Source organism: Desulfocicer vacuolatum DSM 3385, assembly GCF_900176365.1.
Classification (GTDB): Bacteria; Desulfobacterota; Desulfobacteria; order Desulfobacterales; family Desulfobacteraceae; genus Desulfocicer; species Desulfocicer vacuolatum.
Map to the genome: position 1 here is coordinate 162,698 of NZ_FWXY01000003.1, position 25,338 is coordinate 188,035.

General features: G+C 48.1%; 18 protein-coding genes and 1 riboswitch. Of the genes, 14 read left to right on the forward strand and 4 right to left on the reverse strand.

Translation table 11 applies throughout. The features are described 5' to 3' along the window. Positions 1-452 precede the first annotated feature (452 nt). The 6 genes from glnD to cobT all read left to right on the forward strand — a co-directional run bounded on the left by glnD (position 453) and on the right by cobT (position 9,447). The gene (gene glnD, locus B9A32_RS04080; protein WP_084067104.1) at positions 453-3,080 is read left to right on the forward strand and encodes a [protein-PII] uridylyltransferase; all 2,628 of its coding nucleotides are present in this window, start codon (positions 453-455) and stop codon (positions 3,078-3,080) included. Positions 3,081-3,347: 267 nt separating this feature from the next. Next, positions 3,348-3,686: a P-II family nitrogen regulator gene (locus tag B9A32_RS04085; protein WP_084067105.1), complete on the forward strand. Its 339-nt coding sequence runs from the start codon at positions 3,348-3,350 to the stop codon at positions 3,684-3,686. A gap of 59 nt (positions 3,687-3,745) precedes the next feature. Continuing rightward, a complete protein-coding gene (gene glnA / locus B9A32_RS04090) occupies positions 3,746-5,158 on the forward strand; it encodes a type I glutamate--ammonia ligase (RefSeq protein ID WP_084067106.1) in 1,413 nt (470 codons plus the stop codon). Positions 5,159-5,284: 126 nt separating this feature from the next. Continuing rightward, a complete protein-coding gene (locus B9A32_RS04095; RefSeq protein WP_084067107.1) occupies positions 5,285-6,439 on the forward strand; it encodes an MFS transporter in 1,155 nt (384 codons plus the stop codon). 56 nt (positions 6,440-6,495) lie between these two features. Beyond that, positions 6,496-6,689, forward strand: a riboswitch (cobalamin riboswitch). 89 nt (positions 6,690-6,778) lie between these two features. Further along, positions 6,779-8,092: a phosphomethylpyrimidine synthase ThiC gene (gene thiC, locus B9A32_RS04100; RefSeq protein ID WP_084067108.1), complete on the forward strand. Its 1,314-nt coding sequence runs from the start codon at positions 6,779-6,781 to the stop codon at positions 8,090-8,092. Positions 8,093-8,382: 290 nt separating this feature from the next. Continuing rightward, positions 8,383-9,447, forward strand: coding sequence for a nicotinate-nucleotide--dimethylbenzimidazole phosphoribosyltransferase (gene cobT / locus B9A32_RS04105; RefSeq protein WP_084067109.1), 1,065 nt, complete (start codon positions 8,383-8,385; stop codon positions 9,445-9,447). Positions 9,448-9,772: 325 nt separating this feature from the next. On the opposite strand, the gene B9A32_RS04110 is transcribed toward cobT, so the two are convergent. Beyond that, complete coding sequence (locus B9A32_RS04110; protein WP_084067110.1) at positions 9,773-9,982, reverse strand: hypothetical protein; 210 nt, start codon at positions 9,980-9,982, stop codon at positions 9,773-9,775. Positions 9,983-10,170: 188 nt separating this feature from the next. Further along, positions 10,171-11,550 (reverse strand): asparagine--tRNA ligase, encoded by a 1,380-nt coding sequence (gene asnS / locus B9A32_RS04115; RefSeq protein WP_084067111.1) that lies wholly within the window; start codon positions 11,548-11,550, stop codon positions 10,171-10,173. A 131-nt stretch (positions 11,551-11,681) separates the two neighbouring features. Here asnS and B9A32_RS04120 point away from each other — a divergent pair, with 131 nt between their 5' ends. Together B9A32_RS04120 and B9A32_RS04125 are read left to right on the forward strand one after the other, a co-directional pair. Continuing rightward, complete coding sequence (locus B9A32_RS04120) at positions 11,682-14,219, forward strand: TIGR03960 family B12-binding radical SAM protein (protein WP_084067112.1); 2,538 nt, start codon at positions 11,682-11,684, stop codon at positions 14,217-14,219. Further along, positions 14,213-15,781, forward strand: coding sequence for an Rne/Rng family ribonuclease (locus tag B9A32_RS04125; RefSeq protein ID WP_084067113.1), 1,569 nt, complete (start codon positions 14,213-14,215; stop codon positions 15,779-15,781). The genes B9A32_RS04120 and B9A32_RS04125 overlap by 7 nt, the downstream gene beginning before the upstream one ends. 10 nt (positions 15,782-15,791) lie before the next feature. Here the strand turns inward: B9A32_RS04125 and B9A32_RS04130 are convergent, their stop codons facing one another. Both B9A32_RS04130 and B9A32_RS04135 read right to left on the reverse strand, forming a co-directional pair. Continuing rightward, the gene (locus tag B9A32_RS04130; protein ID WP_084067114.1) at positions 15,792-18,284 is read right to left on the reverse strand and encodes a GspE/PulE family protein; all 2,493 of its coding nucleotides are present in this window, start codon (positions 18,282-18,284) and stop codon (positions 15,792-15,794) included. A 31-nt stretch (positions 18,285-18,315) separates the two neighbouring features. Further along, entirely contained in the window at positions 18,316-19,734 is a 1,419-nt protein-coding gene (locus B9A32_RS04135; RefSeq protein ID WP_084067115.1) for a diguanylate cyclase domain-containing protein, read from the reverse strand. Between the two features lie 581 nt (positions 19,735-20,315). Here B9A32_RS04135 and rpmH point away from each other — a divergent pair. The 6 genes from rpmH (at position 20,316) to mnmE (ending at position 25,334) form a co-directional block, all read left to right on the forward strand. Then, the gene (gene rpmH, locus B9A32_RS04140) at positions 20,316-20,450 is read left to right on the forward strand and encodes a 50S ribosomal protein L34 (RefSeq protein WP_084067116.1); all 135 of its coding nucleotides are present in this window, start codon (positions 20,316-20,318) and stop codon (positions 20,448-20,450) included. 16 nt (positions 20,451-20,466) lie between these two features. Further along, entirely contained in the window at positions 20,467-20,820 is a 354-nt protein-coding gene (gene rnpA, locus B9A32_RS04145; protein ID WP_084067117.1) for a ribonuclease P protein component, read from the forward strand. Next, complete coding sequence (gene yidD / locus B9A32_RS04150) at positions 20,817-21,029, forward strand: membrane protein insertion efficiency factor YidD (RefSeq protein WP_084067118.1); 213 nt, start codon at positions 20,817-20,819, stop codon at positions 21,027-21,029. Before rnpA ends, yidD begins: the two co-directional genes overlap by 4 nt. Positions 21,030-21,116: 87 nt before the next feature. Continuing rightward, on the forward strand, positions 21,117-22,787 hold the full coding sequence (gene yidC, locus B9A32_RS04155) for a membrane protein insertase YidC (protein ID WP_084067119.1): 1,671 nt from the start codon (positions 21,117-21,119) through the stop codon (positions 22,785-22,787). A 14-nt stretch (positions 22,788-22,801) separates the two neighbouring features. Then, positions 22,802-23,950: an RNA-binding cell elongation regulator Jag/EloR gene (gene jag, locus B9A32_RS04160; protein ID WP_084067120.1), complete on the forward strand. Its 1,149-nt coding sequence runs from the start codon at positions 22,802-22,804 to the stop codon at positions 23,948-23,950. A 4-nt stretch (positions 23,951-23,954) separates the two neighbouring features. Next, positions 23,955-25,334, forward strand: coding sequence for a tRNA uridine-5-carboxymethylaminomethyl(34) synthesis GTPase MnmE (gene mnmE, locus B9A32_RS04165; RefSeq protein WP_084067121.1), 1,380 nt, complete (start codon positions 23,955-23,957; stop codon positions 25,332-25,334). The last annotated feature ends 4 nt before the right edge of the window (positions 25,335-25,338 follow it).

Genomic DNA, 25,338 nt, shown 5'->3' on the forward strand with positions numbered 1-25,338 from the left:
TAAAAATGTCATTGCCATCCCCCCAGACAATATAAACATGGACGTCATCAGCCATTCCCGTGGCATCACACCTATCATCCCAGGAAATCCATCCTTAAATTTTGTGGGATTTCCATGGAGGATGAACCCAAAGGAAAACGTTAATGGATGTCGTGGACAGGCGCAACGCAACGGCCACGGGCAAACTTTATTTTAACCTTGCTCCCGCCCGCAACAACGCATGGCCGTTATATCGGCATGCCTGCCATATAACAAAATTGTAATATAGGCTCCCTGGTTTATTACAATTTTGAAAATCAAATAAGATTTGGCTATGTATGGGTGCACCTGAAGTTCTACATCATCAACGCAAAATTCTGTGGCATCTTCTTTGCAGTATTAATTGCAAGCCCGGGGAGGAATAAAATGAAATTCAAATCCCTTAATCAGAACCCAATACCACAGTGGATGCCATGAAAAATGAGACCGACGCTGGCATATTGATCCAAAAAAGGGATCAATTGATTAAAAATTTTCTAAGGAACAAAGAACCCCGATTTCTGGAATCCTTTGCCGTGATTCTGGACGAATATTTCCAGTCTGCCCTGGGAAAAAGCAATGCGGCAGCGGACATGACTTTCCAGGGAAATCCCGTGGCCCTGGTGGCATTGGGGGGGTATGGGCGCCAGGAACAATGCGTTCATTCCGATGTGGATCTGCTGCTCTTATTTGAAAATAATATTCCCCGTGAAACAGAACAATTAATCAAGGACTTGTTGTACCCCCTGTGGGATATTCATCTGGAAACCGGGTATGCTGTCAGAACCGTTAAAGATTGCCTGGATATGGCCTGGCAACAGTTTGATATCCTCACCACCATGTTAGATGCCCGGTTTATCTGCGGCGCCTCTCCCATTTTTTTTATGCTGCGGGAACAGTTCAGAAGAACACTTTCATCCCAGCACCAGGAAAAAAGCCTGACCCGCCTGGTGGAAAACGGCCGCAAGCGCCACCGGGATTTTGGAGACTCCACCTATCTTATTGAACCCAATTTAAAATCCGGTCATGGCGGGTTACGGGACTACCACACCCTGCTGTGGTATGCCCGTATAAAGGAAAACATACGCTGTAGAAGGGACCTGGAACGCAACGGTTTCTTATCCCATGAAGAGTACGAAGCCCTTGAAGAAGCTTTGACATTTATCTGGAGCATCAGAAACAGACTCCACTACATCACCGGAAGAAAATGTGATCAACTCCATTTTGAACACCAGGTGGAAGTGGCAAAACTATTGGGATTTAAAAGCAGGCACCGTCACCAGGGCGTGGAGAGTTTCATGGGTAAACTCCATGCAAAAATGGATTTTCTCAAACAAACCAATCAACGGGTGACAGAAACCATTTTGCTGGATAAACGGGGGAAACGATTCTCCTTTCCAGCCAAACCCACCCCCACTCCGGGCATCCAGATCCAGCGGCGACGCCTGGAATTTTCCTCCATGAAAAAAATTCCCCAAAACCCCTCCCTTTTGTTAAAAATTTTTGTGGAAAGCGGTCGATCCAGGACCCCTCTTTCCATTGAATCCAGAAGAATCGTAGGAGAATTTGTCCACCTGGTGGATGATGCGTTCTGCAAAGACCCCGCCCATGTCAAAGATTTTGAAAAAACCCTGGCCACCTCCTTTTGGGAATTCAATGTTCTCAATGTGATGCTGGCCACGGGACTTCTGGTTAAAATCATCCCTGAATTTTCAAGGCTTGTGCACAAAATCCAATACAATCAATACCATCTTTTTCCCGTGGATAAACACTCCATCCGATGCGTGCAGGAAATCAACAGCCTGAAAAAAACAAAAAAAAATGACCCCAGAACTGTTTTTTACAACAGCATCTATAAAGAGGTTCGGAATCGACGAAATCTTTTGATGGCAGCCCTTCTCCATGACATCGGCAAAGGTGAGCCTAACTGTGAACACTCCCGCAAGGGCTCAGAAATCACCGAAAAGATTCTCCAACGATTTGGATACTCCCCCACAGACACCGAAGAGATCTGCTTTCTCATTGAACACCATCTGTTTCTCATCAAAGTCGCCACCCGTCGGGATATCAGTGATGAAGAAACCGTTATTTTATGCGCCAATAAAATAAACCAGGTGGGACGATTGAGAATGCTTTACCTTCTCACCGTTGCCGATTCCCGGGCCACCGGGCCCAAGGCCTGGAATGAGTGGACAGAGAACCTCTTAAAAGAGCTTTTTTTAAAAACAATGGGAATTTTAAAAAAAGGGGAACTTGCCTCCCGGAGGGCCGCAAGAATCATCCAAAGGAAAAAAGCCGATGTGATGGCCCTGAAAAAAGCATCATGGGATAAAGAGAGCCTGGCCCGGGAACTGAGCTCCATGGCCCATCGCTATCTGCTTTACGTTCCCCCGGAAGAAATCATTGAACACCTTGACCTGCATAAAAAACTCGGTGATAATGCATTTTTGTGGAAAGTTAAAAAGACAGAAGATGCCGACATACGAACCATTGCCATCTGTGGAAAAGATACCCCGGGGTTTTTCTTTAAACTTGCCGGTGTGTTCTTCCTTAATGGGTTAAACATTGTGGGCTCCCAGGCATATGCCTGGGGAAACAACACAGCCCTTGATATTTTTAAAGTTATGCCCCCCAGGGACCGCCTCTTTGAAACAGAAAAATGGGAAAAAGCAGAAAAGGATCTTCATCTTGCCATTGCAGATGATTGTTTCTTGAATCGATTAAAAAAGAAACTGCCTGGAACACTGACGCTGTCATCGGGCCAGGCCCCCATCCCCAATCGTGTGAAAATTGACAATGAAACCTCCAGCTTTTTCACCATTATTGAAGTTTTCACCTATGATTTTCCCGGCCTTCTTTTTGCCATCACCCACACCCTGTTCCTCCAAGGTCTGGATGTGAGAATTGCCATGGCAGCCACCAAAGTGGATCAGGTGGTGGATGTTTTTTATGTTAAAACCCTTCATGGCGAAAAACTCATAGATCCCCATGGCATTGAATCTGTAAAGCAGGCCATTCTTGACGCGCTGCCGGAACTTATCCCGGAAAAGGAGACGGTTTGACCGGACATCGAAATCCCGCCGAAAAAATAACGCAACTGAGCGGGTGCCCCCCCGACGGGCAATGGACTGACCCGGGATCATAGACGGCCCAATTGTCCGATTCCTATTGCCCATCGGGGCGGCGGCTCTGCTGAGGTTGTCTTGGAGGCTGCCGTTTCATATAACCGCCATGGGCGGACCGTATTTTGATCCGGTGCTGCCCACAACAAAGGTAGAAATACGCCTCTGATTTGCGGAGTATTTCATATAAAAGAAAAGGAGACACCAATGAAAAAAATAGAAGCCATTATCAAACCTTTTAAACTGGATGATGTAAAAGAGTCCTTGAACGAAATCGGTATCCATGGGATGACCATCTCCGAAGTAAAAGGCTATGGCCGCCAGAAAGGCCACAAAGAGATTTACCGGGGGGCTGAATATGTGGTTGATTTTGTACCCAAAATTAAAATTGAAATCCTGGTTGATAAAGAACGGGTGGAAGAGGTAATTGACAGCATATGCAAGGCCGCCAACACAGGTAAAATCGGTGACGGCAAAATATTTGTACTTCCCGTTGATGAGGTCATCCGGGTAAGAACAGGGGAAAGGGGCAGTCAAGCACTGTAAGTATCCACTTGATAAAAACCAATGTTGTGATCAATCCGCTTATTTTAAGGAAATAGAAAATGACACCAGAACAAATCATTTCAAAAATCAAAGCCGAAAAAATCAGGGTCATTGATATCCGCTACATGGATTTACCAGGCACCTGGCAGCATTTCACGGTACCGGCATGCGAAATAACCGAAACCTGCTTTGAGGATGGATTTGGATTTGACGGCTCCAGCATGCGGGCATGGCGGGAAATAGACAACAGTGATATGGTGGTGGTACCGGACCCCGGCACAGGCAGGATGGATCCTTTTTTTGAAGAGCCCACCCTGGTGCTCATAGGGGACATTAAAGACCCCATCACCGGAGAACCCTACAGCCGGGACCCCCGTTACATTGCCCGGAAAACCGAGCAATATATTAAAAGCACAGGCATTGGCGACACCATTTTTGTGGGGCCGGAGCCGGAGTTTTTTATTTTTAACAACATCCGGTTTGCCTCGGAAAACAATGCCGCCTTTTATGAAATTGATTCCGATGAAGGCATATGGAACTCAAGCCGGGAGGAGATTCCCAATACCGGGTATAAAATTCGACATAAACAGGGATATTTTCCCCTGCCCCCTGCGGATAAATACCAGGATATGAGAACAGAGATGATGCTTGCCCTGGAAGATATGGGCATAGAAATAGAGTGCCAGCACCATGAAGTGGCCACAGGGGGACAGGCGGAAATTGATCTGAGATACAGCACCCTGCTTCACATGGGAGACACCCTTGCCTGGTTTAAATATGTATTGAAAAACGTTGCTGCAAAATACGATCACACCGTGACCTTCATGCCAAAACCCCTTTACGAAGACAATGGAACCGGCATGCACACACATCTGAGCATCTGGAAGGATGGAAAGCCCACCTTTGCCGGAAACAAATACGCCGGAATTTCCCAGGAAGCGTTGTGGGCCATTGGCGGCATCATCAAGCATTGCAAGGCCCTTTGTGCCATCACCAATCCCACCACCAACTCTTATAAAAGGCTGGTGCCGGGTTTTGAAGCCCCCATTAATCTGGCCTACTCCAGCCGGAACCGCAGTGCCTCCATCAGAATCCCCATGTACTCCAGCGCCCCTGCTGCCAAACGCATTGAATTCAGAACCCCGGACCCCTCCTGCAACGGCTACCTTGCCTTTTCTGCCATGACCATGGCCATGCTGGACGGCATTCAAAACAAAATTGATCCCGGGGACCCCATGGATAAAAACATCTATGATCTGCCCCCGGAAGAGCTGGCAGAAATGGCATCGGCTCCGGCCTCCCTGGCAGAGGCCCTGGATGCCCTGGAAGCGGATCATGAATTTCTGCTCAAGGGCGACGTGTTCACCAGGGATGTCATTGAAAAATGGATCGCTTATAAACGGACAAATGAAGTGACACCGGTGGACAGCCGGCCCCACCCCCATGAATTTTTTCTCTATTATGACATTTAACCCACAAAACTGATCATCCTTTGTCATGGCCATAACGGCCATGACAAAAAGCCCCCGGACAAAAAGTAACGGCCCTGCCAGGGGTGTGAATATGGGGTGCATTTATCTTCACAAGGACCTTTTCCTATGGCATCCCATGAAAAAAAATTCCAGACCCAGCATGTTCTGCTCCTCTCTTTTTCCCATTTCATCCATGATATTTACACAAGTTTTCTTGCCCCGGTTCTACCCATTATCATAGAAAAACTCTCCATCACCCTTTACCAGGCCGGGCTGCTATCCACCATCATGCAGCTTCCTGCACTGCTGAACCCCTTTATCGGTGCCCTGGCAGATAGAAAGGGACTTGCCCGGTGGGCCATTATTCTGGCCCCCAGCATAACCGCCGTCCCCATGTGCCTCATTGGCATGGCAACACACTACTGGATGCTTCTGGCCATGTTTTTTATCTCAGGTATCAGTGTGGCTGTTTACCATGTCCCGGCCCCCGGGGTCATTGCCCATGTATCAGGCAACAAAAAGGGCCGTGGCATGAGTTTTTACATGACCGGAGGGGAAGCTGCAAGAATGGCAGGCCCCATCATTGCCGTGGGTGTGGTCTCCATGGGAGGCCTTGCCGGATTTTACCCCATGATGATTTTTGCCTTGGCCACCTCGGTGATGCTTTATATCAAACTTGCCCCCCTGGACATGTCATCCAACAGCTCCCCTAAAAAAACATCTCTGCTCACCACCACAAAAGAAATCCGCCACGTATTGACACCCCTTGCCGGGATACTCACAGCCCGGGCCTTCATGCATTCGGCCATGGGGGTATTTCTTCCGGTGTTCATTGAGCAGCAGACAGGGAATCTCTGGCTTGCCGGAAGCGCCCTTGCCCTTTATGAGGCATTTGGGGTGGCCGGGGTGTTAAGTGCAGGCATTTTAAGCGATACCGTGGGAAGGAAAAAAATCCTCTGTGCCGCAGTGATGCTGGCCCCGGTTACGCTGTTTTTGTTTATCATCACCGCCGGGATACTCAAGGCTGTCATGCTTTGCCTCACAGGCTTTTGCATTCTCTCCACCACCCCGGTGATGCTGGCAATCATCCAGGAACAGGCAAAGGGAAGCCCTTCTGCGGCCAATGGCCTTTTTATGATGATCTCCTTTATCACCCGATCCATTGCCATTGTGGTGGTGGGTGGCATTGCTGACCTCATCGGGCTTGGTAACATGTATCTGGTGTGTGCCGTTGTGGGACTCATGGGCCTGCCCTTTATTTTTAAACTGAAGGAGTCTTAAACAGGGATCTTTTTTTGACATTGACACCCCAACAATACCATGGTAATTTAGCGTCCCAACATCGCACTGTTTCTGGTGGCACCTTGCCTTAATAAGGGAATCCGGTGAAAATCCGGAACGGTCCCGCCGCTGTAAACGGGGAGAGTGGCTGCATCCATGTCACTGCAACGTCTTTATAAACGTTGTGGGAAGACGCAAGTCACTTCAATGATCCGTAAGTCAGAAGACCTGCCAGAAACGGTAAAGAACCACCCAGGTGAAATGGTAAATCCCAGGGCTGACACCAAAGTCAGTTCCGGGAAAATGTCCGGAACTTGACCGTAAAAAGGACATAAACCAATGAAAACCCAGCTTGAAATCGCCAGAGACGGGATCATCTCTGAGCAAATGAACCAGGTGGCCGCCGACGAAAACATCTCCCCCGAACTCATCCGCAGCCGTGTGGCCAAAGGTGAAATTGTCATTCCCTGTAATCCCTCAAGAAAAAACCAGCGGGCCGTGGGCATTGGTGCGGGACTTCGCACCAAGGTAAATGCCTCCATCGGCACATCCTCGGACATCTGCGACATTGATGCAGAGGTGAGAAAAGCCCTCATCGCCCAGGAAGAAGGGGCTGACACCCTTATGGAGCTTTCCGCAGGCGGAGATCTTGATGCCATCCGACGGGAAGTTTTAAAAGCTGTAAATCTGCCGGTGGGGAATGTGCCTCTGTACCAGGCGTTTAAAGAAACCGGCAGAAAATACAAAAATCCCTCCAAGCTGGACCCGGAATTTCTCTTTGACCTCATAGAAAAACAGCTGGCCGACGGCCTGAGCTTCATGGCAATCCATTGCGGCATCAATCAATACACCATTGAGCGGCTCAGAAAACAGGGCTTTAGATATGGAGGACTTGCCTCCAAGGGGGGTACCTTTATGGTGGCCTGGATGGATGCCACAGGAAAAGAAAATCCACTGTATGAACAGTTTGACCGGGTATGCGATCTAATGAAAAAATATGATGCTGTCCTCTCCCTTGGTAACGGCATCCGGGCCGGTGCCATCCATGACAGCCACGACCGGGCACAGATGGCAGAGATGATCATCAACTGCGAACTGGCAGAACTTGGCAGGGAAAGGGGCTGTCAGATGATGGTGGAAGGACCCGGCCATGTGCCCCTGGATGAAATCCAGGGCAACATCATGCTGGAAAAACGAATGAGCGGCAATGCCCCCTATTATGTCCTGGGGCCCCTGCCCGCAGACACCGGGGCCGGTTACGATCACATCACAGCGGCCATCGGAGCTGCCACATCTTCCTGGCACGGCGCAGATCTGGTGTGTTACATCACCCCGGCCGAGCACCTTGCCCTGCCCAATGAAAATGATGTAAGAGAGGGTGTCCGGGCCACCCGGCTGGCCGTTAGAATCGGTGACATTTCAAAATATCCCAACAAAAGAGAATCTGAAAAACTGGCAGCCATGGCAAGACGGGACATGCGCTGGGAAGATCTTGAAAAACACCTCATGTTCCCGGAAGTGGCAAAACAGATGCGCCGGGAAAGATGCCCCCAGGAAGAAAAAACCTGTACCATGTGCGGTGATTTCTGTGCCATGAAAAAAGGAATGGAAGTCTTTGCCGACGATATCAAATATGACAAAGTAAGCAAATGAACACCCATTAAGTAAAGACTTAGGGTGCTATGACAATAAAAATACCCACTCTGAAAAGACATGTCCGGCACTATCAAGCAAGGCTCATTTAATTTGGATATATTATTTTCCATGGACTCCCTAAGCCCGCTTACTCAGCCTGAAATTTAAAAAAATATTTCACACCGGCCATCCAGACAAAGGCGAATACAAGGGGGCAAAGTTATTTTGTTTCTGCAAAAAAAACAGCCCCCCTTTTCCACAACTGACCGGTTTTATCGTGCATCTCAATTCAAGCCAAAGGACAAAAAATGGAAAAGTTGACACAGGTAATAAAAAACATTGAGCCATCCAGCCGGAAAATCAAACAAAAGGCCCTGAAGCGGCTGGCAGAACAGGCAAGACCTGCCGGAAGCCTTGGCATCCTGGAAGGGGTGGGGGCAAAACTGGCAGCCATCACCGGCACACTGGATGTCAGTTTTAATAAAAAAATAGTCATCACCTGCGCAGGAGATCACGGGGTGGTTGAAGAAGGTGTCAGCCTTTTCCCCCAGGAAGTCACCCCCCAGATGGTGGAAAATTTTGTCAACAACGGCGCATCCATCAATGTGCTGGCAAAACATGTGGGAGCCACGGTGAAGGTGGCAGACATAGGGGTTAATTTTGACTTCAACCCGGAGATGCCCATTTTTCACAAAAAAGTAAGAAAAGGAACCTCCAATTTCACCAAAACCCCTGCCATGACAAGAGAAGAAGCCGTTGAAAGCATCATGGCCGGTGTCCACATTGTGGATGAACTGGTGGAGCAACAAGGCCTTGACCTATTGGGAACCGGCGATATGGGTATCGGTAACACCACCCCGTCCACGGCCATTATTGCCGCCTTTTCAGGCATTACCCCATCAAAACTCACAGGCAGGGGTACCGGCATAAACGATGAAATGCTGGAAAATAAAATTGCTGTCATTGACAAGGGCCTGGCACTTCATAACCCTGATCCCCAGGACCCCATTGATGTGCTTTCCAAGGTGGGAGGTTTTGAGATTGGGGGCCTTGCCGGGCTGGTGCTGGGAGCGGCGGCCCATGGCATCCCGGTGGTGTGTGACGGTATCATTTCCACAGCAGGGGCACTCATTGCCTGTGAACTTGCCCCCCATGCCCGGGACTATCTCTTTGCGGGCCATCGATCCGTTGAAGTGGGGCACGCCTTTATGCACCAGAGAATGCAGCTTGATCCCCTGCTGGACCTCCAATTCAGACTGGGAGAAGGTACCGGTGCTGCCCTGGCCTTTCAGCTTATGGAGGCAGCCACCCGGATTCTGGCGGAAATCAAAACATTTGAAGAGGTGGCCATACAGGATGCCCAGAAGCCATAACCAATCGTAAAAGTTTATGAATATTTTTTTTGTTAGAAAATAAAACTTCCAGGCGACCTCAGCCGAGCCCCCCCCGAGGGGCAATAGGAACCGGCCAATTGAGCTGTCTACAGTTCCGACCGGGCCCATTGCCCCTCGGGGGGCGGCGGTATGACACCATTTTCACTATTCGTTATGTTCGACAGGACATGCCCGTTTATGTGAAATACGCCGCAAACCTGTAGAGAATTTCTATCTTTGTTGTGGGCAGACCGAGGTTAGAATAAGGCCTGCCCATGGCGGTTATAGAAAAAACCGGGATGGATGCAGTTTTATTAAATGTTTTTTACAAATCCGCCTGTAAAACATCCTTTCCATGGAGATCATGCTCTTTTTCAAGGCGCATCACCCGCCTTTCCAAGGTCAGCAAGTAGGTTTCCATCATCTCAATGTACTCTGAAAATTCCGGGGTAATTCCCAGTTCATGGCCCCTGTCTTTCAGCCTGCTTTCCAACTCTTTTTTCGTTTCTGCTTTCCTCTCTTCCAGTGTGGGCATTTAAATAATCTCCTATTGAGTTCCCCAAAACGATTCAATGATCCTGTGATAACACATTACACTGCTATGGATAAACCGTATTTTGGCCTCGGTTCTGCCCATGGCAGTTATAAAAAAAAAAGTAAAAAATCAAGCAAAAAATTTTCCCCCGACCATGCGGATTTCAGCGGAACAAGTCTGACTGCAAGTTAAAAATCAATGCTTCCCGGGGTTCTGGGAAAGGGAACCACGTCCCGGATATTGGTCACTCCGGTGATGAGCATGAGAAATCGTTCAAAGCCCATGCCAAATCCGGAATGGGGAACCGACCCGAATCGCCGGGAATCCAGATACCACCAATAGGCTTCCCCGGGTAGATTCATCTCATTCATACGGTTTTCCAGCACATCCAGACGCTCCTCCCGCTGACTGCCGCCAATGATTTCTCCAATGCGGGGCACCAGAAGATCCACGGCAGCCACTGTTTCATTGTCATCATTGACCCGCATGTAAAAAGGCTTGATGGTTTTGGGATAATGGGTGAGAAACACCGGCTTTTTAAAATACACTTCGGCAAGGAAGCGTTCATGCTCGGATTGAAGATCAATGCCGCTTTCAACCTTGTACTCAAACCTTTTTCCCGATTTCAACAAAATATCCACGGCCTGGGCATAGGTGATGCGTTCGTAGGGCTCATTCACAAGAACAGAAAGCACGTTAGAAAGGCCTTTATCCACAAACTTGGTGAACAAAGACAGATCTTCTTCACATTGTTCCATGGCATGGCGGGTGAGGTATTTGATAAGTTCTTCGCCATGGTCCATGTTACCGTCAAGATCACAAAAGGCCATTTCCGGCTCCAGCATCCAGAATTCGGCAACATGGCGGCTGGTGTTGGAATTTTCGGCCCGAAAGGTGGGGCCAAAGGTATACACATCCCCCAGTGACAGGGCAAACATCTCGGCAGACAACTGGCCGGACACCGTTAAATTAGCCTCCTGGCCAAAAAAGTCATCAGAGGGGTCCATCTTTCCGGAGGTTGCCACACCGGCAAGGTCAAGGTTGGTCACCCGGAACATCTCCCCTGCCCCTTCACAATCGGACCCGGTGATCACCGGGGCATGGAGGTAACGAAACCCCTTTTCTCTATAGAACTGATGGATGGCAAGGGCCATTTCCGATCGAATACGAAACATGGCTCCGTATTTATTGGTCCTGGGCCTTAAATGGGCAATGGTTCTTAAGAACTCATCGGAATGCCGTTTCTTCTGCAAGGGATAATCCTCGGGGGCCATACTGATAATGTCCATGTGATCTGCGTGGATTTCCCATTTTTGCCCCTTTCCCGGAGAAGCCACAAGTCTGCCCTCAACACAAATGGCTGAACCTGTGGTGAGCTTTACAACTTCTGCATAGTTATCCAGGGAGACATCGGCAATAACCTGAATATTTTTCAAACAGGAACCGTCATTAAGCTCCATAAAGGAAAAGGTTTTTGAGTCACGTCTGGTTCTCACCCACCCCTTTACCAGCACCTTATCCATGGCAGTGGTGTTGCCAAGGAGCTCTTTTATTTTTACTCGCTGCATTGCATCTCCCTCTTAGTTGATATTCATTCACAAGGCCGTCATTTTACCATTGCTTTATCCAAGATAAAATGTAATAATTCTTATTTGCTATAAATAATCAAACAATATGGATTTATTAAAAGTTCTCTATCATGAACCCAAAAAATATACAAGCCGTCCTCCCCTTTGTGGAGATGCCCAGCAGATATCTTGGCTCCGAGGTCAATGCCGTTAAAAAAGACCTGACCCGGATGGATCTTACCTTTGCCCTGGCATTCCCTGATCTTTATGAAATTGGAACCTCCCATTTTGGCATGCAGATCCTTTATACCATATTAAATGAGCAGGAGAACATTGCTGCAGAGCGCTTTTTTACCCCGGCTCCAGACATGGAAAAAGCGCTTCTGGAGAAAGGTCTTCCCCTGTTTTCCCTGGAATCAGGGGTGGATCTAAAAGAATTTAACATCATTGGATTCAGCCTTTTATATGAGCTTAATTTCACCAACATCCTAACAATGCTTAATCTTTCCGGCATTCCGTTTTATGCCAAAGAGAGGAATGACACCTTTCCCCTGATCATCGCCGGTGGCCCCTGTGCCTTTAACCCGGAACCCCTGGCCGATTTTTTTGATCTCTTTGTCATTGGTGACGGAGAAGAGGTCATTGTGGAGTTGTCCCGGACCGTGATCCAGTGGAAACAAGAGGGGGGCAGAGATAAAACCGAACTTTTAAAGAAACTTTCCACCCTCCAGGGAATTTATGTGCCCTCTTTTTTCAAGGTACATTATGACGAACAGAATATTCAGCAGATGACCCCTGAGTACCCTGATTACCGACGGATTAAAAGAGCCATCCTGCCGGACATCTCCACGGCTCCGCTTCCCACCGCTCCGGTGGTCCCCTTTGGAAAACCGGTCCATGACAGGCTTCGTCTGGAAATTGCCCGGGGCTGCTCCAGGGGATGCAGATTCTGCCAGGCAGGCATGATCTACCGCCCGGTGAGAGAGAGATCCACAAAGGAGCTCTTGGACATCACCCGGCGTTCTTTAAAAGAAACCGGTTACAGCGATGTTTCACTGCTTTCCCTGAGCACGGGAGATTATGGAGATCTGGCCACCCTCATGGACAAACTTCTTTCGGTGAATCCCAACCATTGTACAGCCATTTCTCTGCCCTCCATTCGGGCGGGAAGATTGACACCGGAGTTGATGAAAATCATCAAAAAGGTGAAAAAAACCGGATTTACCATTGCTCCGGAGGCCGGAACCCAGCGACTGCGGGATGTGATCAATAAAAACATCACCCAGGAAGATATTTTTGATACTGTGAACAGCGCCTTTGAGCTGGGATGGCGGCGCATCAAGCTCTATTTCATGAACGGACTGCCCACGGAGACCCAGGAGGATATCCAGGGCATCTGTGACATGGCCCGGCAGCTTGCCGGAATTAAAATAAACGGTAAAGGCAAAAGCCAGATCAATGTCAGCTTTGCCACTTTCATCCCCAAGGCCCATACACCTTTCCAGCGCTGCAGCCAGATCCCTTCGGAAAAATCCCGGGAGAACCTCCTGTTTTTAAAGGCAAACCTCAGACACCCCGGCATTAACCTCAAGTGGCAGGATCCCGACATGAGCGTACTTGAGGGAATATGGGCCAGGGGGGACAGAAAGCTCAGCCGGGTTCTTGTGACGGCATGGGAAATGGGATGCCGGCTGGATGGCTGGTCGGACATGTTTAATTTTGATACCTGGATGGCAGCCTTTGAAAAACAGGGTATTGATCCGCTGTTTTATACCACCCGGGAGCGCACCCCCAAAGAACGCCTTCCCTGGGCCCACATTGATTGCGGCATTTCAGACAAATTCATGGAAAAAGAATTCCAGCGTGCACTGATTCCCCAGCTGACACCGGATTGCAGGGAAGCCGACTGCACCGGCTGCGGCATCTGTGATTTTAAAAAGATACAACCGGTGCTCCATGCTCCCCTTGCCACTGACATGGAACCGGACACCATGGAAGACAAAGGCCCCTCCAGGGACAACCTTCCAGAACATTTTACCCAATACCGCTGTTTTTATTCACGCCTGGGAGATGCCAGGCATTTTGGCCACCTGGAGCTGGCAAAAATCATCCGGCGGGCCATACGCCGCATTGGTATCACAGTAAAATACTCCAAAGGGTTCTCCCCTGCCATGAAGCTCTCCTTTGACAATCCCCTTCCCGTGGGCATGGAAAGTGAAGAGGAATTTTTCAATATCCATGCCCATATTAAAACAGATCCCATGGAAATTGTGGAAAAACTCAACCAGATACTCCCCCGGGGAATAACCATTATTAATTGCATCCCTGTGGCCCGAATCAATAAAAAAGCAAAGGACCTCCCCACAAGCTATCGCATCTTCCTGCCCGGTCATACCATTGACCCTGCCCTGGTGGACACCTTTATGGCGGCCCCGGAGTTCATTGTGGAAAAACGTAATTTCAAAGGAAAGACCCGTTCCACAGATTTACGAAAAGTGACCCAGAAACTTAAGATTATTGACAATTTTCACCTGGAAATTGTATTAAAAAAATATCAGGATCGAATCATCAGGCCGGCGGAAATATTGCAGGAAGCCCTTAAGGTTCCTGACACCGTTCTCCACGCGGCACAGATTGTTAAACAAAAACAGGACAAAATACCATGTTGAAAGAACTGGTTGTCAATGCAGCAGAACATGAAACCCGGGTTGCCGTGCTGGAAAACGGCAACATTGTTGAACTGTTCATGGAACGGGGAGATGAATCCAATATCACAGGCAATATCTATAAAGGGCGGGTTCAACGCGTACTGCCGGGCATGCAGGCCGCCTTTGTGGACATTGGATTGAACCAGGCCGCTTTTCTTTACGTGGATGATATACTTGATGACACCACTGCAGAACTTGCCCAGCGGTTTGAGCAGGAAAATGACACAGACGGGGAAGAAGACAGTGATGATTCAGATATCAAAGAAGAGGAACTCTCCCCCCCTGCCGGATGGAAGTCTGCCAGAACCACGGACTGCCCCATTGAAGACCTCATCACCGAAGGCCAGGAGATATTGGTGCAGATATCAAAATCCCCCATTGGCACCAAAGGTCCCCGGGTCACCACCCACATTTCCCTGCCCGGGCGTTTCATGGTTCTCATGCCCACCGTGGACCACATCGGCATATCCAAGCGCATAGTTGATGAAAAAGAGCGCACCCGGCTCAAGGAGCTGCTCCTTTCTTTCAGGGAAGATACCTTTGGTTATATTTTTAGAACCGCAGCCCAGGGCATCCAGGAAAAAACCCTGAAAAAGGAGATATCCTTTTTAAACAAAACCTGGGAAGACATCCAGAAAAAAAACAAAACCGTGTCTGCCCCATGCCTGGTATACCGGGATCTCACCGTCACCTTCCGGGCGGTGCGGGATCTTTTAAATGATGAGGCAGACAAACTGATCATTGATTCCCGGGAAGGCTACAACAACGTACTCGATTTCCTTGAAAAACTCATGCCCGATCTCAAGGTATCAGTGGAGCACTACACCGGTGTGGAACCTATTTTTGATGCGTATAATATTGAAGGGGACATTGCCCGGGCATTGAAAAGAAAGGTGTGGCTTAAATCCGGAGGATATATCATCATTGAGCAGACAGAGGCGCTTGTGGCCATTGATGTCAACACCGGGCGGTACGTGGGCAAGCACAATTTTGAAGAAACCATTGTTAAAACCAATCTGGAAGCTGTGAAAGAAATTGCCTACCAGATCCGCCTGAGAAACATCGGGGGCATTATTATCATTGATTTCATTGACATGAAAAAAAGCCAACACCGGGAAAAAGTTATGTCACACCTCAATGAAGCCCTGAAGAAAGACAAAAGCCAAACCAATGTCCTGCCTCTGTCTGAACTTGGATTGGTGCAGATGACCCGCAAAAGGGTGAGAAAAAACCTCACCAGATCCCTGTGCGAGCCCTGCTTTTACTGTAACGGCGACGGCATGCTCCTGTCCGGCAAGTCCATTTGCCATAAGATATATAGAGACCTTCTCAATGAAGCTTCGGACATGATGGGTAACAAATTCACGGTTAAGGTTCATCCAGAGATTGCCCAGCTCCTCCACGGAGAAGAAAAAGGCCTTATCTCTTCCCTGGAGATAAAAGTGAACAGCCCCATTGCCATCTATCCAGAACCCCATTACCACATTGAAGAATACCATATTTTTGAAACATTGGTTAAATAAACAAAAACAGCTAAATTAAACGGGGTTCCCACAACATTTTTTTCACAACTTTTCGATATGTCCCGCTGCCCGAACTACCGCCATGGACACCCCTGGCAGTACCATGGGCATTATTTTGTTTCCGAATAAAATTAAGCAGCCGGGGTCCCTTATAAACAGTATCATCCCCCTTACGCTTTGGAGACGGCTCCCGCACAAGAAACTCCACAACGATTTCCAGTTCCCTTCCCTTTTTACGCAGCACAAGTTCTGCAAAGGGAGATACCGCAAGGGATCTGGCATGTTTCATGGCGCCGTTGACAAAATCAATGAACCTCCGGCATTCGGCGCTGGACACATCCGGGGGAGCACCATCCTTACCATGGACGGCATTGCGCTGGTATATACCAAAAAATTCAACCAGCTTATCCCGGAATTTATCCATGGCTGAGATATCCAGAGCCACCTTGAAAACCATACCGTCTTTTCCTGTGCCGGTTACCTCCTCTTCCCCATTATGAACCTTCTCGGCATCCACAGGGGCCAAAATCCCATCACCGCTTTCAGAGTTTTTTGCCCCCTCTGCCATGGCAATGATCTCCCGGGAAGACCGCACCAGGTCATCTTCCGTATCCTGCCAGGGAAGCACCCGGGAAACCTCATCAAAAGAAGTGATTCCCTGCATCAGTTTATAGAATCCGTCCTCCCGCATGGTCATTAATCCCGCCTGGGCCCTGGCCACCCGACGAATGTCACTGCCGGTGCTATGGCTTAACAGAATATCTCTGACTTTATCATTCATGCACAGCAACTCATGGATGCCCGTGCGCCCCCGATAACCCATGTGATCACAGTAGCTGCACCCCACAGCTTTATAAAACTTCACATCCCCCGGTATATCGGTGTCCACCCCCAGTATGCCCAATTGCACCGCATCCGGTGTATAGGTTTTTTTGCACCGGGGACAGAGCACCCGGACCAGTCGCTGGGCCATCACAGCCACCACCGTGGATGTGATGAGAAAGGCATCAATGCCCATTTCCACCAGCCGCAAAAGACCACCGGTGGCATCTTCGGTGTGAAGGGTGGTCAACACCTTGTGCCCTGTCAAAGAGGCCTGGACCACAGCCTCGGCAGACAAAGTATCCCGCACCTCCCCCACCATGATCACATCAGGGTCCTGGCGCATCATGGATTTGATAAAATCCACATAGGTGTGCCCAAGTTTGGGATTAAGCTGCCCCTGGACCACCCCTTCCATGACATATTCCACCGGGTCCTCCACAGTAATGATGGATTTAGATCCGTCATTGATATGATTAATGGCAGAATAAAGGGTGGTGGTCTTGCCGCTGCCTGTGGGACCTGTCACAAGAAGGATGCCCGACGGCAATGCCATGAGATCAAGAAATTTTCGTTTATTTTCAGGGGTGATGCCCAGCTGGTCAATATCAATGAAGTTACTCTGACGATAGAGAATACGAATGACAATATTTTCACCAAAGGCTGCGGCATACACCGACACCCGCATGTCCACATCCTGCTCCATGACCTGGGCACGGAGTCTGCCGTCCTGGTGCTTTCTTTTTTCAGAAATATCCAGTTTACACAAAATTTTAATGCGGGAGCTCAAGCCCGGGGCCATGGAAACGGGAAGATCGGTTTTATGGTGAAGAATGCCGTCAATGCGATACCGGATCTGGAGACTTGACTCCTTGGGTTCAATGTGAATATCACTGGCCCCTTCTGCAATGGCATTGCTAATGATAAAATCCAGCACCCCCACCACCCCCTCCGGGCCGCCACTGGTAAGGCCTTCGTCCCCCACCACCAGATCTTTGGTGTTATCTTCGGTTTTGACGGCCATGCGCGGCATCACATCAAGGGAGACCTTTTGAAAATGTTGATGAAGGGCACGCTTGATATCCATGGAGGTGGCAATGGCTGGACGAATTTTACATTGAAACATGCGCCCCACATCTTGAATCAGTTCCTGATGAAAGGGGTCGGCCATGATCACTGTCACTTCATTCTTTTCTTTAAATGCGGGGAGAATAAGATTTTTCTTTAGAAAATCTTCGCTCCACCCCTTTAAAAGATTGCGGTCAATGAGATGGAAATCTGGAAAAATTTTTAAGATACCCATTTGTGTGGCCAGGGTATCCACAAGTACTTTCTCATTGATCATACCTTTTTTGATAAGAATGGCTCCAATTTTTTCACCGCTTTGCCTCTGTTCCGCCAGGACGTTCTTGAGCTGTTGATGGCTGATCATGCCAAGATTCATTAAAAGCGTACCCAGAGGAATCCGTTTGTGATATTTTGCCAGTATCCGATTCAGGTCCCGCCGGGAAAGAAATTTTTTTTCCAGACAAATTTCGCCCAATGTTTTATATATAGAAAGAGTTTTCTGGATGGCCAGCGCCTCTTTTTTATGTTCCTCGGAAAGCACGCCCTCCGCCACCAGAAGTTCTCCCAGTCTAAGTTTTTCCCATTTTTTATCGTTTTTTTTATTTTTCATCATGTCCTGCCAGCTAATTTCAGGGCCTCAATGATTATTGCTTCCGAGGCATAGCATTTTTAAAAAAATTTTCCGCTGTTTTATCTCTAACTGCATTGAATTGACATGCACCAAACATCAGCTTAATCAGGCCAACGTCAATTCCTGACTCAGCAAGATCGCTCAAAAGAGTTTTTTTCACCCTCACCATGGCCTCCCGGGAGCCTTCCAAGGTCGTGTGAGTCAATAAAAACGCAAAATTGGCCTGATTCCATCTGGCTACCACATCTGTTTTTCTCATGCTCCTTAAAATAGATGTCTGAATGGACATGAGTAATGCCTTTAATTGCGAACTATCCATTTCTCTGCTAATGGTGGCAAAGTTAGCAAACAGCATGGTAAAAAGGGTGATGGTATAATTATGTCTTGTGGCATTCTCCATTTCCCGACCCAGAACCTCCATGAAAAACGTGATGGAATAGCCCTGGGTGGCGATGTCAATCAAGGAGAGCTCCTGATTCATGCGAAAAAAAATTTTCTTTTCAATAACCCCCCGGATAAGCTCCAGGGCAAGATAAAAAATTGATTTCTCATCCCGATTATAGGCTTCCAGGTGAATATTTTCAAAAGCAAGCCCGATACGCACCGCCCCCTGATTTTCGCCAATGTGAACATACACATCCTCATTTCCGGGGGAGGAGGGAGCGGAAATGTCAGATTCAATCATTACATCAACAATATCATCAGGATTGATACGAATATCCTGGCGGTGCCGTAACTGGTCAAGGATCAAGGTTTTAAGTTCAGATGAGCGTTTCTTTCCAGGCATGTCCTCACCGCAGAAATAGAACTCAACATGGTTGTCATACACCAACAAAACAGAACCCGAAGAAAAAGGGTAAAGGGAGTTAATAATGGCAAATAAGGAAGAAAAGAGCTCCCCCGGGGAATTGTCCATGCTATCCACCATGTTGATCTCTTTTAGAATATTGAGCTTCAACAGATCTTGCTCAAGAAGATTGGTGGCAAGCCCCAAAATAGACTGATCCGTCATCTCCGGTATGACATTATCCGATGTAACGGGCCTGGGGCGCACCCCGCCGCCTGGAACAAGGGCATGGATGGAGGAATGCAATTCTGCACTTTCCAGGGGAACATCAAGGAACAGGTTCCCGCCGCACACTTTGCTCCAATAACGATCCACAGGGCCGCTATTGGCCCCCAGATGAATAATCGGCGTATTCCGGGTCACAGAATCATGCCTGAGTATCCGTGCACACTGATATCCATTCATGCGGGGCAAAGCGACATCCATCACAATGATATCCGGATTTTTCAAAATAGCCCTGCGTACAAGGTCAATGCCGTTGCTACAGGCAAGGCACCTCATCCCAATTTTTTCCAGTCCGTCCTGGATGGACAACTCCGCACCCGCAGGATCCTCCCCCACAAGAACAGTTAATTTTTCATTCATATTGTTCCCCTGTACTCAGAGACTGTTAAAATTCTGGCCCCATGGAGATAAAGCCTTGAACAGCAACCTCACCATTGCAGAACACTTACATAAAATCAGTATACAGAAAATTATTTTTACGGCAAGTGCAATCATTTTTTGTAAATGTTTGAATAAGTTTTCCACATTTGTGCACCCAGAACTGCGCAGCATACGAAGATCAGGTGCCCGCCCCCAATAAATGAAAATGGGGTAAAGGCCAAATACCAACCCTTTTTATTCTGCCAACCCAATGGACACCGGGCTTTAACCGAAAAAATCAATTGATTCTTGACACTTGACCAATAATGATTTAATGTTTCATGTTTATGACGGCAGACAATTTGTCAGCGCACATCTTCCCCATGATTTTCCAAAGGAGAATAAAGGCTGTGGCCTGCTGTTTTAAAACAAGCCCCAAAAAATGCAAGGCAAGAAGCAGTGCAACATTGATTTATTATGGTCCGGGCCGTGCCGTTTCAAGCCCCAGACCATACCACAGCTGTGGATAGCAGCTGTGGCAAAAAGAAAACACAAACCAACCGTAAAATAAGGATTGACAGATGAAAAGAACTTTTCAACCCAGCAGAATCAAACGTGCCAGAAAACATGGTTTCCTCAAAAGAATGTCCACAGCTGCCGGTCGACGCATTGTAAACAGCAGACGCGCCAAAGGTCGTAAAAAGTTGACAGCCTGATAGAGGCACTTGACCATTGGGCAAGTACGTATTTCAAAAAAACGAAAGGCTCCTGAAAAGAGCCCAATTTTTATTTTTGTCCAGACATGGGAAAAGGATGCAGACTCGTTTCTTCCTGGTCAATTTCAAGGAAAATTCCCTGGAAAAAAGTCGCATCGGGATCACTGTATCCAAAAAAGTGGGAAACGCGGTGGAGCGTAACAGAATCAAGCGGATGGTCAGAGAATATTACAGGCATAATAAGGACCTTCTGCCGGGAAGGTGGGATATCAATATTATTGCAAGGAAATATGCCGCCCAACTGACCAACCGTCAGATTCCCGATGAACTTGGCAGACTTTTTAAGAAAATCAAAAGGCCCTCTGAATGATCCAGCAGGTAATCCTATTCTTTATAAAAGTTTATCAACTCTTGGTATCCCCCCTGACAGGACCGACATGTCGTTTCTATCCATCATGTTCAGAATATGCGTTTGAGGCTGTCAAAAAACATGGCAGCCTTAAAGGCGTTTTCCTTGCTGTCAAACGGATACTGAAATGTCACCCCTTCCACCCGGGAGGGTTTGACCCTGTCCCCTGAAGAAACGAACACCATGATCTCTTCCCCATTGTCCCTTTCATTCCTAAACAGATACCATAATATTTATCACGCATTGCGGGAGACAAGATGGAAGAGCAAAAGCGCTTATTCATTGCCATTATCCTTTCTATAGTTATTATTGTTGGCTGGAACACCTTTTTTGTCAGTGACCAGAAAGTAATAGACCCCCTGGAAACCGCCCAGGAGACTTCCCCGGGATCAACGGTTGAGAATATATCCCCCACAGCAGGACAACTTAAGGGAAACGCAGTTGAAGCCAACGCTGTAGCCCAGCCCAACCTTAAAAAAGAAAATGCCCGGCTGCTGTCCGTTGAAACCCCCCTTTATGACATTTCCATATCTGAATACGGTGCGTCAGTAACAAGCTTTACCCTTAAAAATTACCGTGAAACAGTTGAAACGGATGCCCCTTTTAAGCAGCTGATTCCCCCGGGTCTTGATGTGGGCTTATTTTCTGTGGATTTTGAAGGAAAAACCATTCCCGGGCTTGAGGATGCTGTTTTTACTGCCCGCACAGACAATTTGCAAAACCGTTTGAACCATGGAGAAAAGGTCATTGTATTTTCCTGGGACTCTCCCCATGGCATCACCGTTGAAAAAATATTCACCTTTTCCGCAAACACCTATCTTGTGGAAATGGATGTTGTCGTTAAAAACACCTCTTCCATGCCCCTGAAAGATGCCCTTAAAATTTGTCTTCCCCACCGAATGGATCAGGATAAATCCGGTGCGGCCCGATTTGGGGCTAACGGGCCTGTGGCCTTTATTAATAACAAGCTGGAAGAAATTGATTCTGATGACATTGAAGAAAAGGACACCTTCACCGGCAAAATTGATTGGGTGGGCAACAGTGGCAGATACTTTATCTCGGCCCTGGTACCTGCCACCCCCTGGGACGCTCAATTTAAACTTGCCATGGACGGGGATCTGATTACCTCTTCTTATATCAAATCCATGGACCGTATTGATCCGGGACAGCAGGCAACCCTTTCATTTGAACTTTACATGGGCCCCAAAAGCCTGAAAATCCTCAGCGCCTATGACAACACCCTTAAAAAATCAATTAATTTCGGATGGTTTGACATCCTGGCAAAGCCCTGCCTCATCGGTATGAATCTCATCCATGATATCATCCCCAATTACGGCATTGCCATCATCCTTTTAACCCTTTTGATTAAAATTCTCTTCTGGCCCTTGGGCAGCAAAAGCTACAAGTCCATGAGTGACATGAAAAGGCTTCAGCCCCTGATGATGGAACTCAGGGAAAAGTATAAAGATGATAAACAGCGTATGAACCAGGAAGTGATGGGGCTTTACAAGACCTACAAGGTAAATCCCATGAGCGGATGCCTTCCCATGCTTGTCCAGATGCCCATCTTTTTTGCCTTGTATCGCATGCTTTACCAGGCCATTGAACTGAGACATGCCCCGTTCATGGGCTGGATCACCGACCTTTCCGCACCGGATCGCCTGTTGAGTTTTGATTTTGCCATTCCTTTTATGCAGGCCCCCTATGGTATACCGGTTCTGACCATCATCATGGGAGCTTCCATGTTTTTACAGCAAAAAATGTCCCCCACCACAGGGGACCCCACCCAGGCTAAAATGATGATGCTCATGCCTCTGTTCATGACCTTTATTTTCATTAACTTTCCTGCCGGACTTGTTCTTTACTGGCTTGTTAATAATCTTCTCTCCATTGGCCAGCAGTATTACATTCAAAGGAAATTCGCTTAAACCACGGAGGTATAATGAAACAGACCCAGGAATTTGATGGAAAAAACATTGATGCAGCCGTTGCCAAAGCCTGCTCAGAGTTAAATGTAACCAAGAAACAACTGGTTTATGATATAATCTCCTCAGGTTCATCCGGAATTTTCGGCATTGTCGGTGTAAAAAAAGCAAGAATACGGGTTACCCTGCCGGAAAAGAAAAATACAGTGGATGATCAGGTATCTTCCCATGAAGAAGATTCAGCAGATCCACAGGGCGTTATGTCCATTGTGGATGAAGCCTTTGGAAAAGAAATACCTGAGCCTGAGGTGCCCCTGGCCGGCAAAAAATTTAAAAGTGTTCCTGCGGCAAAGAAAAAACCCCCCAGGAAAACGGCCCCCAGGCAAAAGAACAAACCCAAAGCCACAGAATCGGAAAAAAAACCGGAAAAAGATTTAAAAAAAGAATCCGTGCCCCAAGAGGCTCCTGTGGAAAAACCCCGGGAAACGTCTGGGGTTCCGGTGCCGGAGAAGACACAAAAATCCAGGGAGCCTTCCCGTCCACCTGAGAAATCAAGAAAAAAGAAATTTAAAAAAAAGGAAGTCACCACCCCACCCCGGAAAAAAGAAAAGACAGAACCTGTTGATGACAGGGATGAGGGCTTTCCCCCCAAATACGTGGACGAAATTGCAGTGGATGTCCCGGAAGAAGCCATGGAGCTGGGACGGCAGACCCTCCAAAAAATGGTGGATCTTATTACATCCGATGCCACAGTGGTTGCCCAAAGTGATGAAGACCGCCTGCTTTTAAAAGTGGAAGGGGGCAACTCCGGTGTACTCATCGGTCGAAGGGGACAAACCCTGGAAGCCATGCAGTTCCTCACCGATAAAATTATCAATCGTTACAGCGAGTCCCGGGTACGGCTAAAGGTGGACATTGAAGGCTACATGGAGACCCGGAAAGACAACTTAAGAGCCCTGGCCCACAAAATGGCTGACAAGGCCCAGAAAACCGGAAAACCGGCCACCATCAACCAGATGACAGCCCAGGATCGTCGCATTGTTCACCTGGCGTTAAAGGATGATGCCCGGGTGAGGACCCAGAGCATGGGAGACGGCTATTACAGAAGACTTGTGATTTTCCCCAAAAAAAGAGCATATAAAAAAAGAAGGAACACCCAAAAGTAGTTCCATGATCCACGACACCATTGCCGCCATTGCCACCCCCCCCGGTATGGGGGGGATCGGCATCATTCGTATTTCCGGTGATCAGGCCCTGCCTGTGATATCCGGACTGTTTGGAAACACCCTTAAGGGCCCCATGGATTGCCTCAATCTGGAATCCCACAGGGTTGTCCATGGATATATTTTCCATCCCCGGGAGCACATCGTTCTGGATGAGGTTCTCTTGGTTCCCATGCTGGCACCGCGATCCTACACCCGGGAAAATGTGGTGGAAATCCATGCCCATGCCGGTCCCATGGTCATGCGGGCCATTCTGGAAAGCATCATTTTCCTGGGGGTTCGACTGGCAGAACCCGGAGAGTTCACCAAGCGGGCATTTTTAAATAACCGCATTGATCTCACCCAGGCTGAAGCCATTTCTGACATCATTTCTGCCAGATCAACGGCTTCAATGAAGATGGCAGCAGTCCAGGCCACGGGAAAACTGAAAGAAAATATTACCCATGCCAGGGAAATACTCATTTCTCTGTTAACCCTAATTGAAGCGGCCATTGATTTTCCCGATGAAGGGGATGAGTTGATCCAGGAAAAACAAGTTCTGGAACACATTGACAGGGTCATTGCCATCTGCAGGCAGGGCATCAACACCTATGAAGAGGCTCATTTTTTAAGGGATGGAATCAAACTTGCCATCTGCGGTTCCCCCAATGTGGGCAAATCCAGTCTCATGAACTGCCTTCTGGAGTCTGAAAGATCCATTGTCACAGCCATACCCGGCACCACCCGGGATCTCATTGAAGAGGGGATCAACATTGACGGTGTACCCTTTGTGATCTCCGACACCGCCGGAATGCATGAAACCAAAGATCCGGTGGAACAGATCGGCATCCAAAAAGCAAAGGAATCCATCACCCGGGCCGACATGATCCTTTTCATGAAACCCGCCGGGGAAACAATTTCTGCACAGGAAATTGATGCTGTTGTCCCCAGCCATGAAAAGGTGATCATTGTGTTTAACAAAATGGACCTCATGCCGGAAGGCTTCACCCCCACTATCCCGGCTGATATTCAAAAAATTCCCCATGCGCTGATATCTGCACGCAGGGGCCGGGGGATTCAGAACCTTAAAAAACAGATTCTGTCACTGTCTGCTGCGGACAAAACAGATCCCACCGGTGTGGTCCCCAACCTGAGACATAAGATGGCCCTGGAAAAAACAAAAAACGCCCTTTCCTGTGCCAGGCAGAATCTGATACATCACAGGGAAGAGGAAACCCTTGCCATAGACATTCGAATGGCAGCAGAGGCACTGGGGGAAATCACAGGAGATACCGCAGACATTGACATCCTTGACAAAATTTTCAGTCAGTTCTGCATTGGAAAATAAGCAT

Excerpts from the sequence above, each read along its gene's own strand:
- glnD (WP_084067104.1), top strand. The coding sequence starts at position 453 with ATGAAAAATGAGACCGACGCTGGCATATTGATCCAAAAAAGGGATCAA.
- B9A32_RS04085 (WP_084067105.1), top strand. The coding sequence starts at position 3,348 with ATGAAAAAAATAGAAGCCATTATCAAACCTTTTAAACTGGATGATGTA.
- glnA (WP_084067106.1), top strand. The coding sequence starts at position 3,746 with ATGACACCAGAACAAATCATTTCAAAAATCAAAGCCGAAAAAATCAGG.
- B9A32_RS04095 (WP_084067107.1), top strand. The coding sequence starts at position 5,285 with ATGGCATCCCATGAAAAAAAATTCCAGACCCAGCATGTTCTGCTCCTC.
- thiC (WP_084067108.1), top strand. The coding sequence starts at position 6,779 with ATGAAAACCCAGCTTGAAATCGCCAGAGACGGGATCATCTCTGAGCAA.
- cobT (WP_084067109.1), top strand. The coding sequence starts at position 8,383 with ATGGAAAAGTTGACACAGGTAATAAAAAACATTGAGCCATCCAGCCGG.
- B9A32_RS04110 (WP_084067110.1), bottom strand. The coding sequence starts at position 9,982 with ATGCCCACACTGGAAGAGAGGAAAGCAGAAACGAAAAAAGAGTTGGAA.
- asnS (WP_084067111.1), bottom strand. The coding sequence starts at position 11,550 with ATGCAGCGAGTAAAAATAAAAGAGCTCCTTGGCAACACCACTGCCATG.
- B9A32_RS04120 (WP_084067112.1), top strand. The coding sequence starts at position 11,682 with ATGAACCCAAAAAATATACAAGCCGTCCTCCCCTTTGTGGAGATGCCC.
- B9A32_RS04125 (WP_084067113.1), top strand. The coding sequence starts at position 14,213 with ATGTTGAAAGAACTGGTTGTCAATGCAGCAGAACATGAAACCCGGGTT.
- B9A32_RS04130 (WP_084067114.1), bottom strand. The coding sequence starts at position 18,284 with ATGATGAAAAATAAAAAAAACGATAAAAAATGGGAAAAACTTAGACTG.
- B9A32_RS04135 (WP_084067115.1), bottom strand. The coding sequence starts at position 19,734 with ATGAATGAAAAATTAACTGTTCTTGTGGGGGAGGATCCTGCGGGTGCG.
- rpmH (WP_084067116.1), top strand. The coding sequence starts at position 20,316 with ATGAAAAGAACTTTTCAACCCAGCAGAATCAAACGTGCCAGAAAACAT.
- yidD (WP_084067118.1), top strand. The coding sequence starts at position 20,817 with ATGATCCAGCAGGTAATCCTATTCTTTATAAAAGTTTATCAACTCTTG.
- yidC (WP_084067119.1), top strand. The coding sequence starts at position 21,117 with ATGGAAGAGCAAAAGCGCTTATTCATTGCCATTATCCTTTCTATAGTT.
- jag (WP_084067120.1), top strand. The coding sequence starts at position 22,802 with ATGAAACAGACCCAGGAATTTGATGGAAAAAACATTGATGCAGCCGTT.
- mnmE (WP_084067121.1), top strand. The coding sequence starts at position 23,955 with ATGATCCACGACACCATTGCCGCCATTGCCACCCCCCCCGGTATGGGG.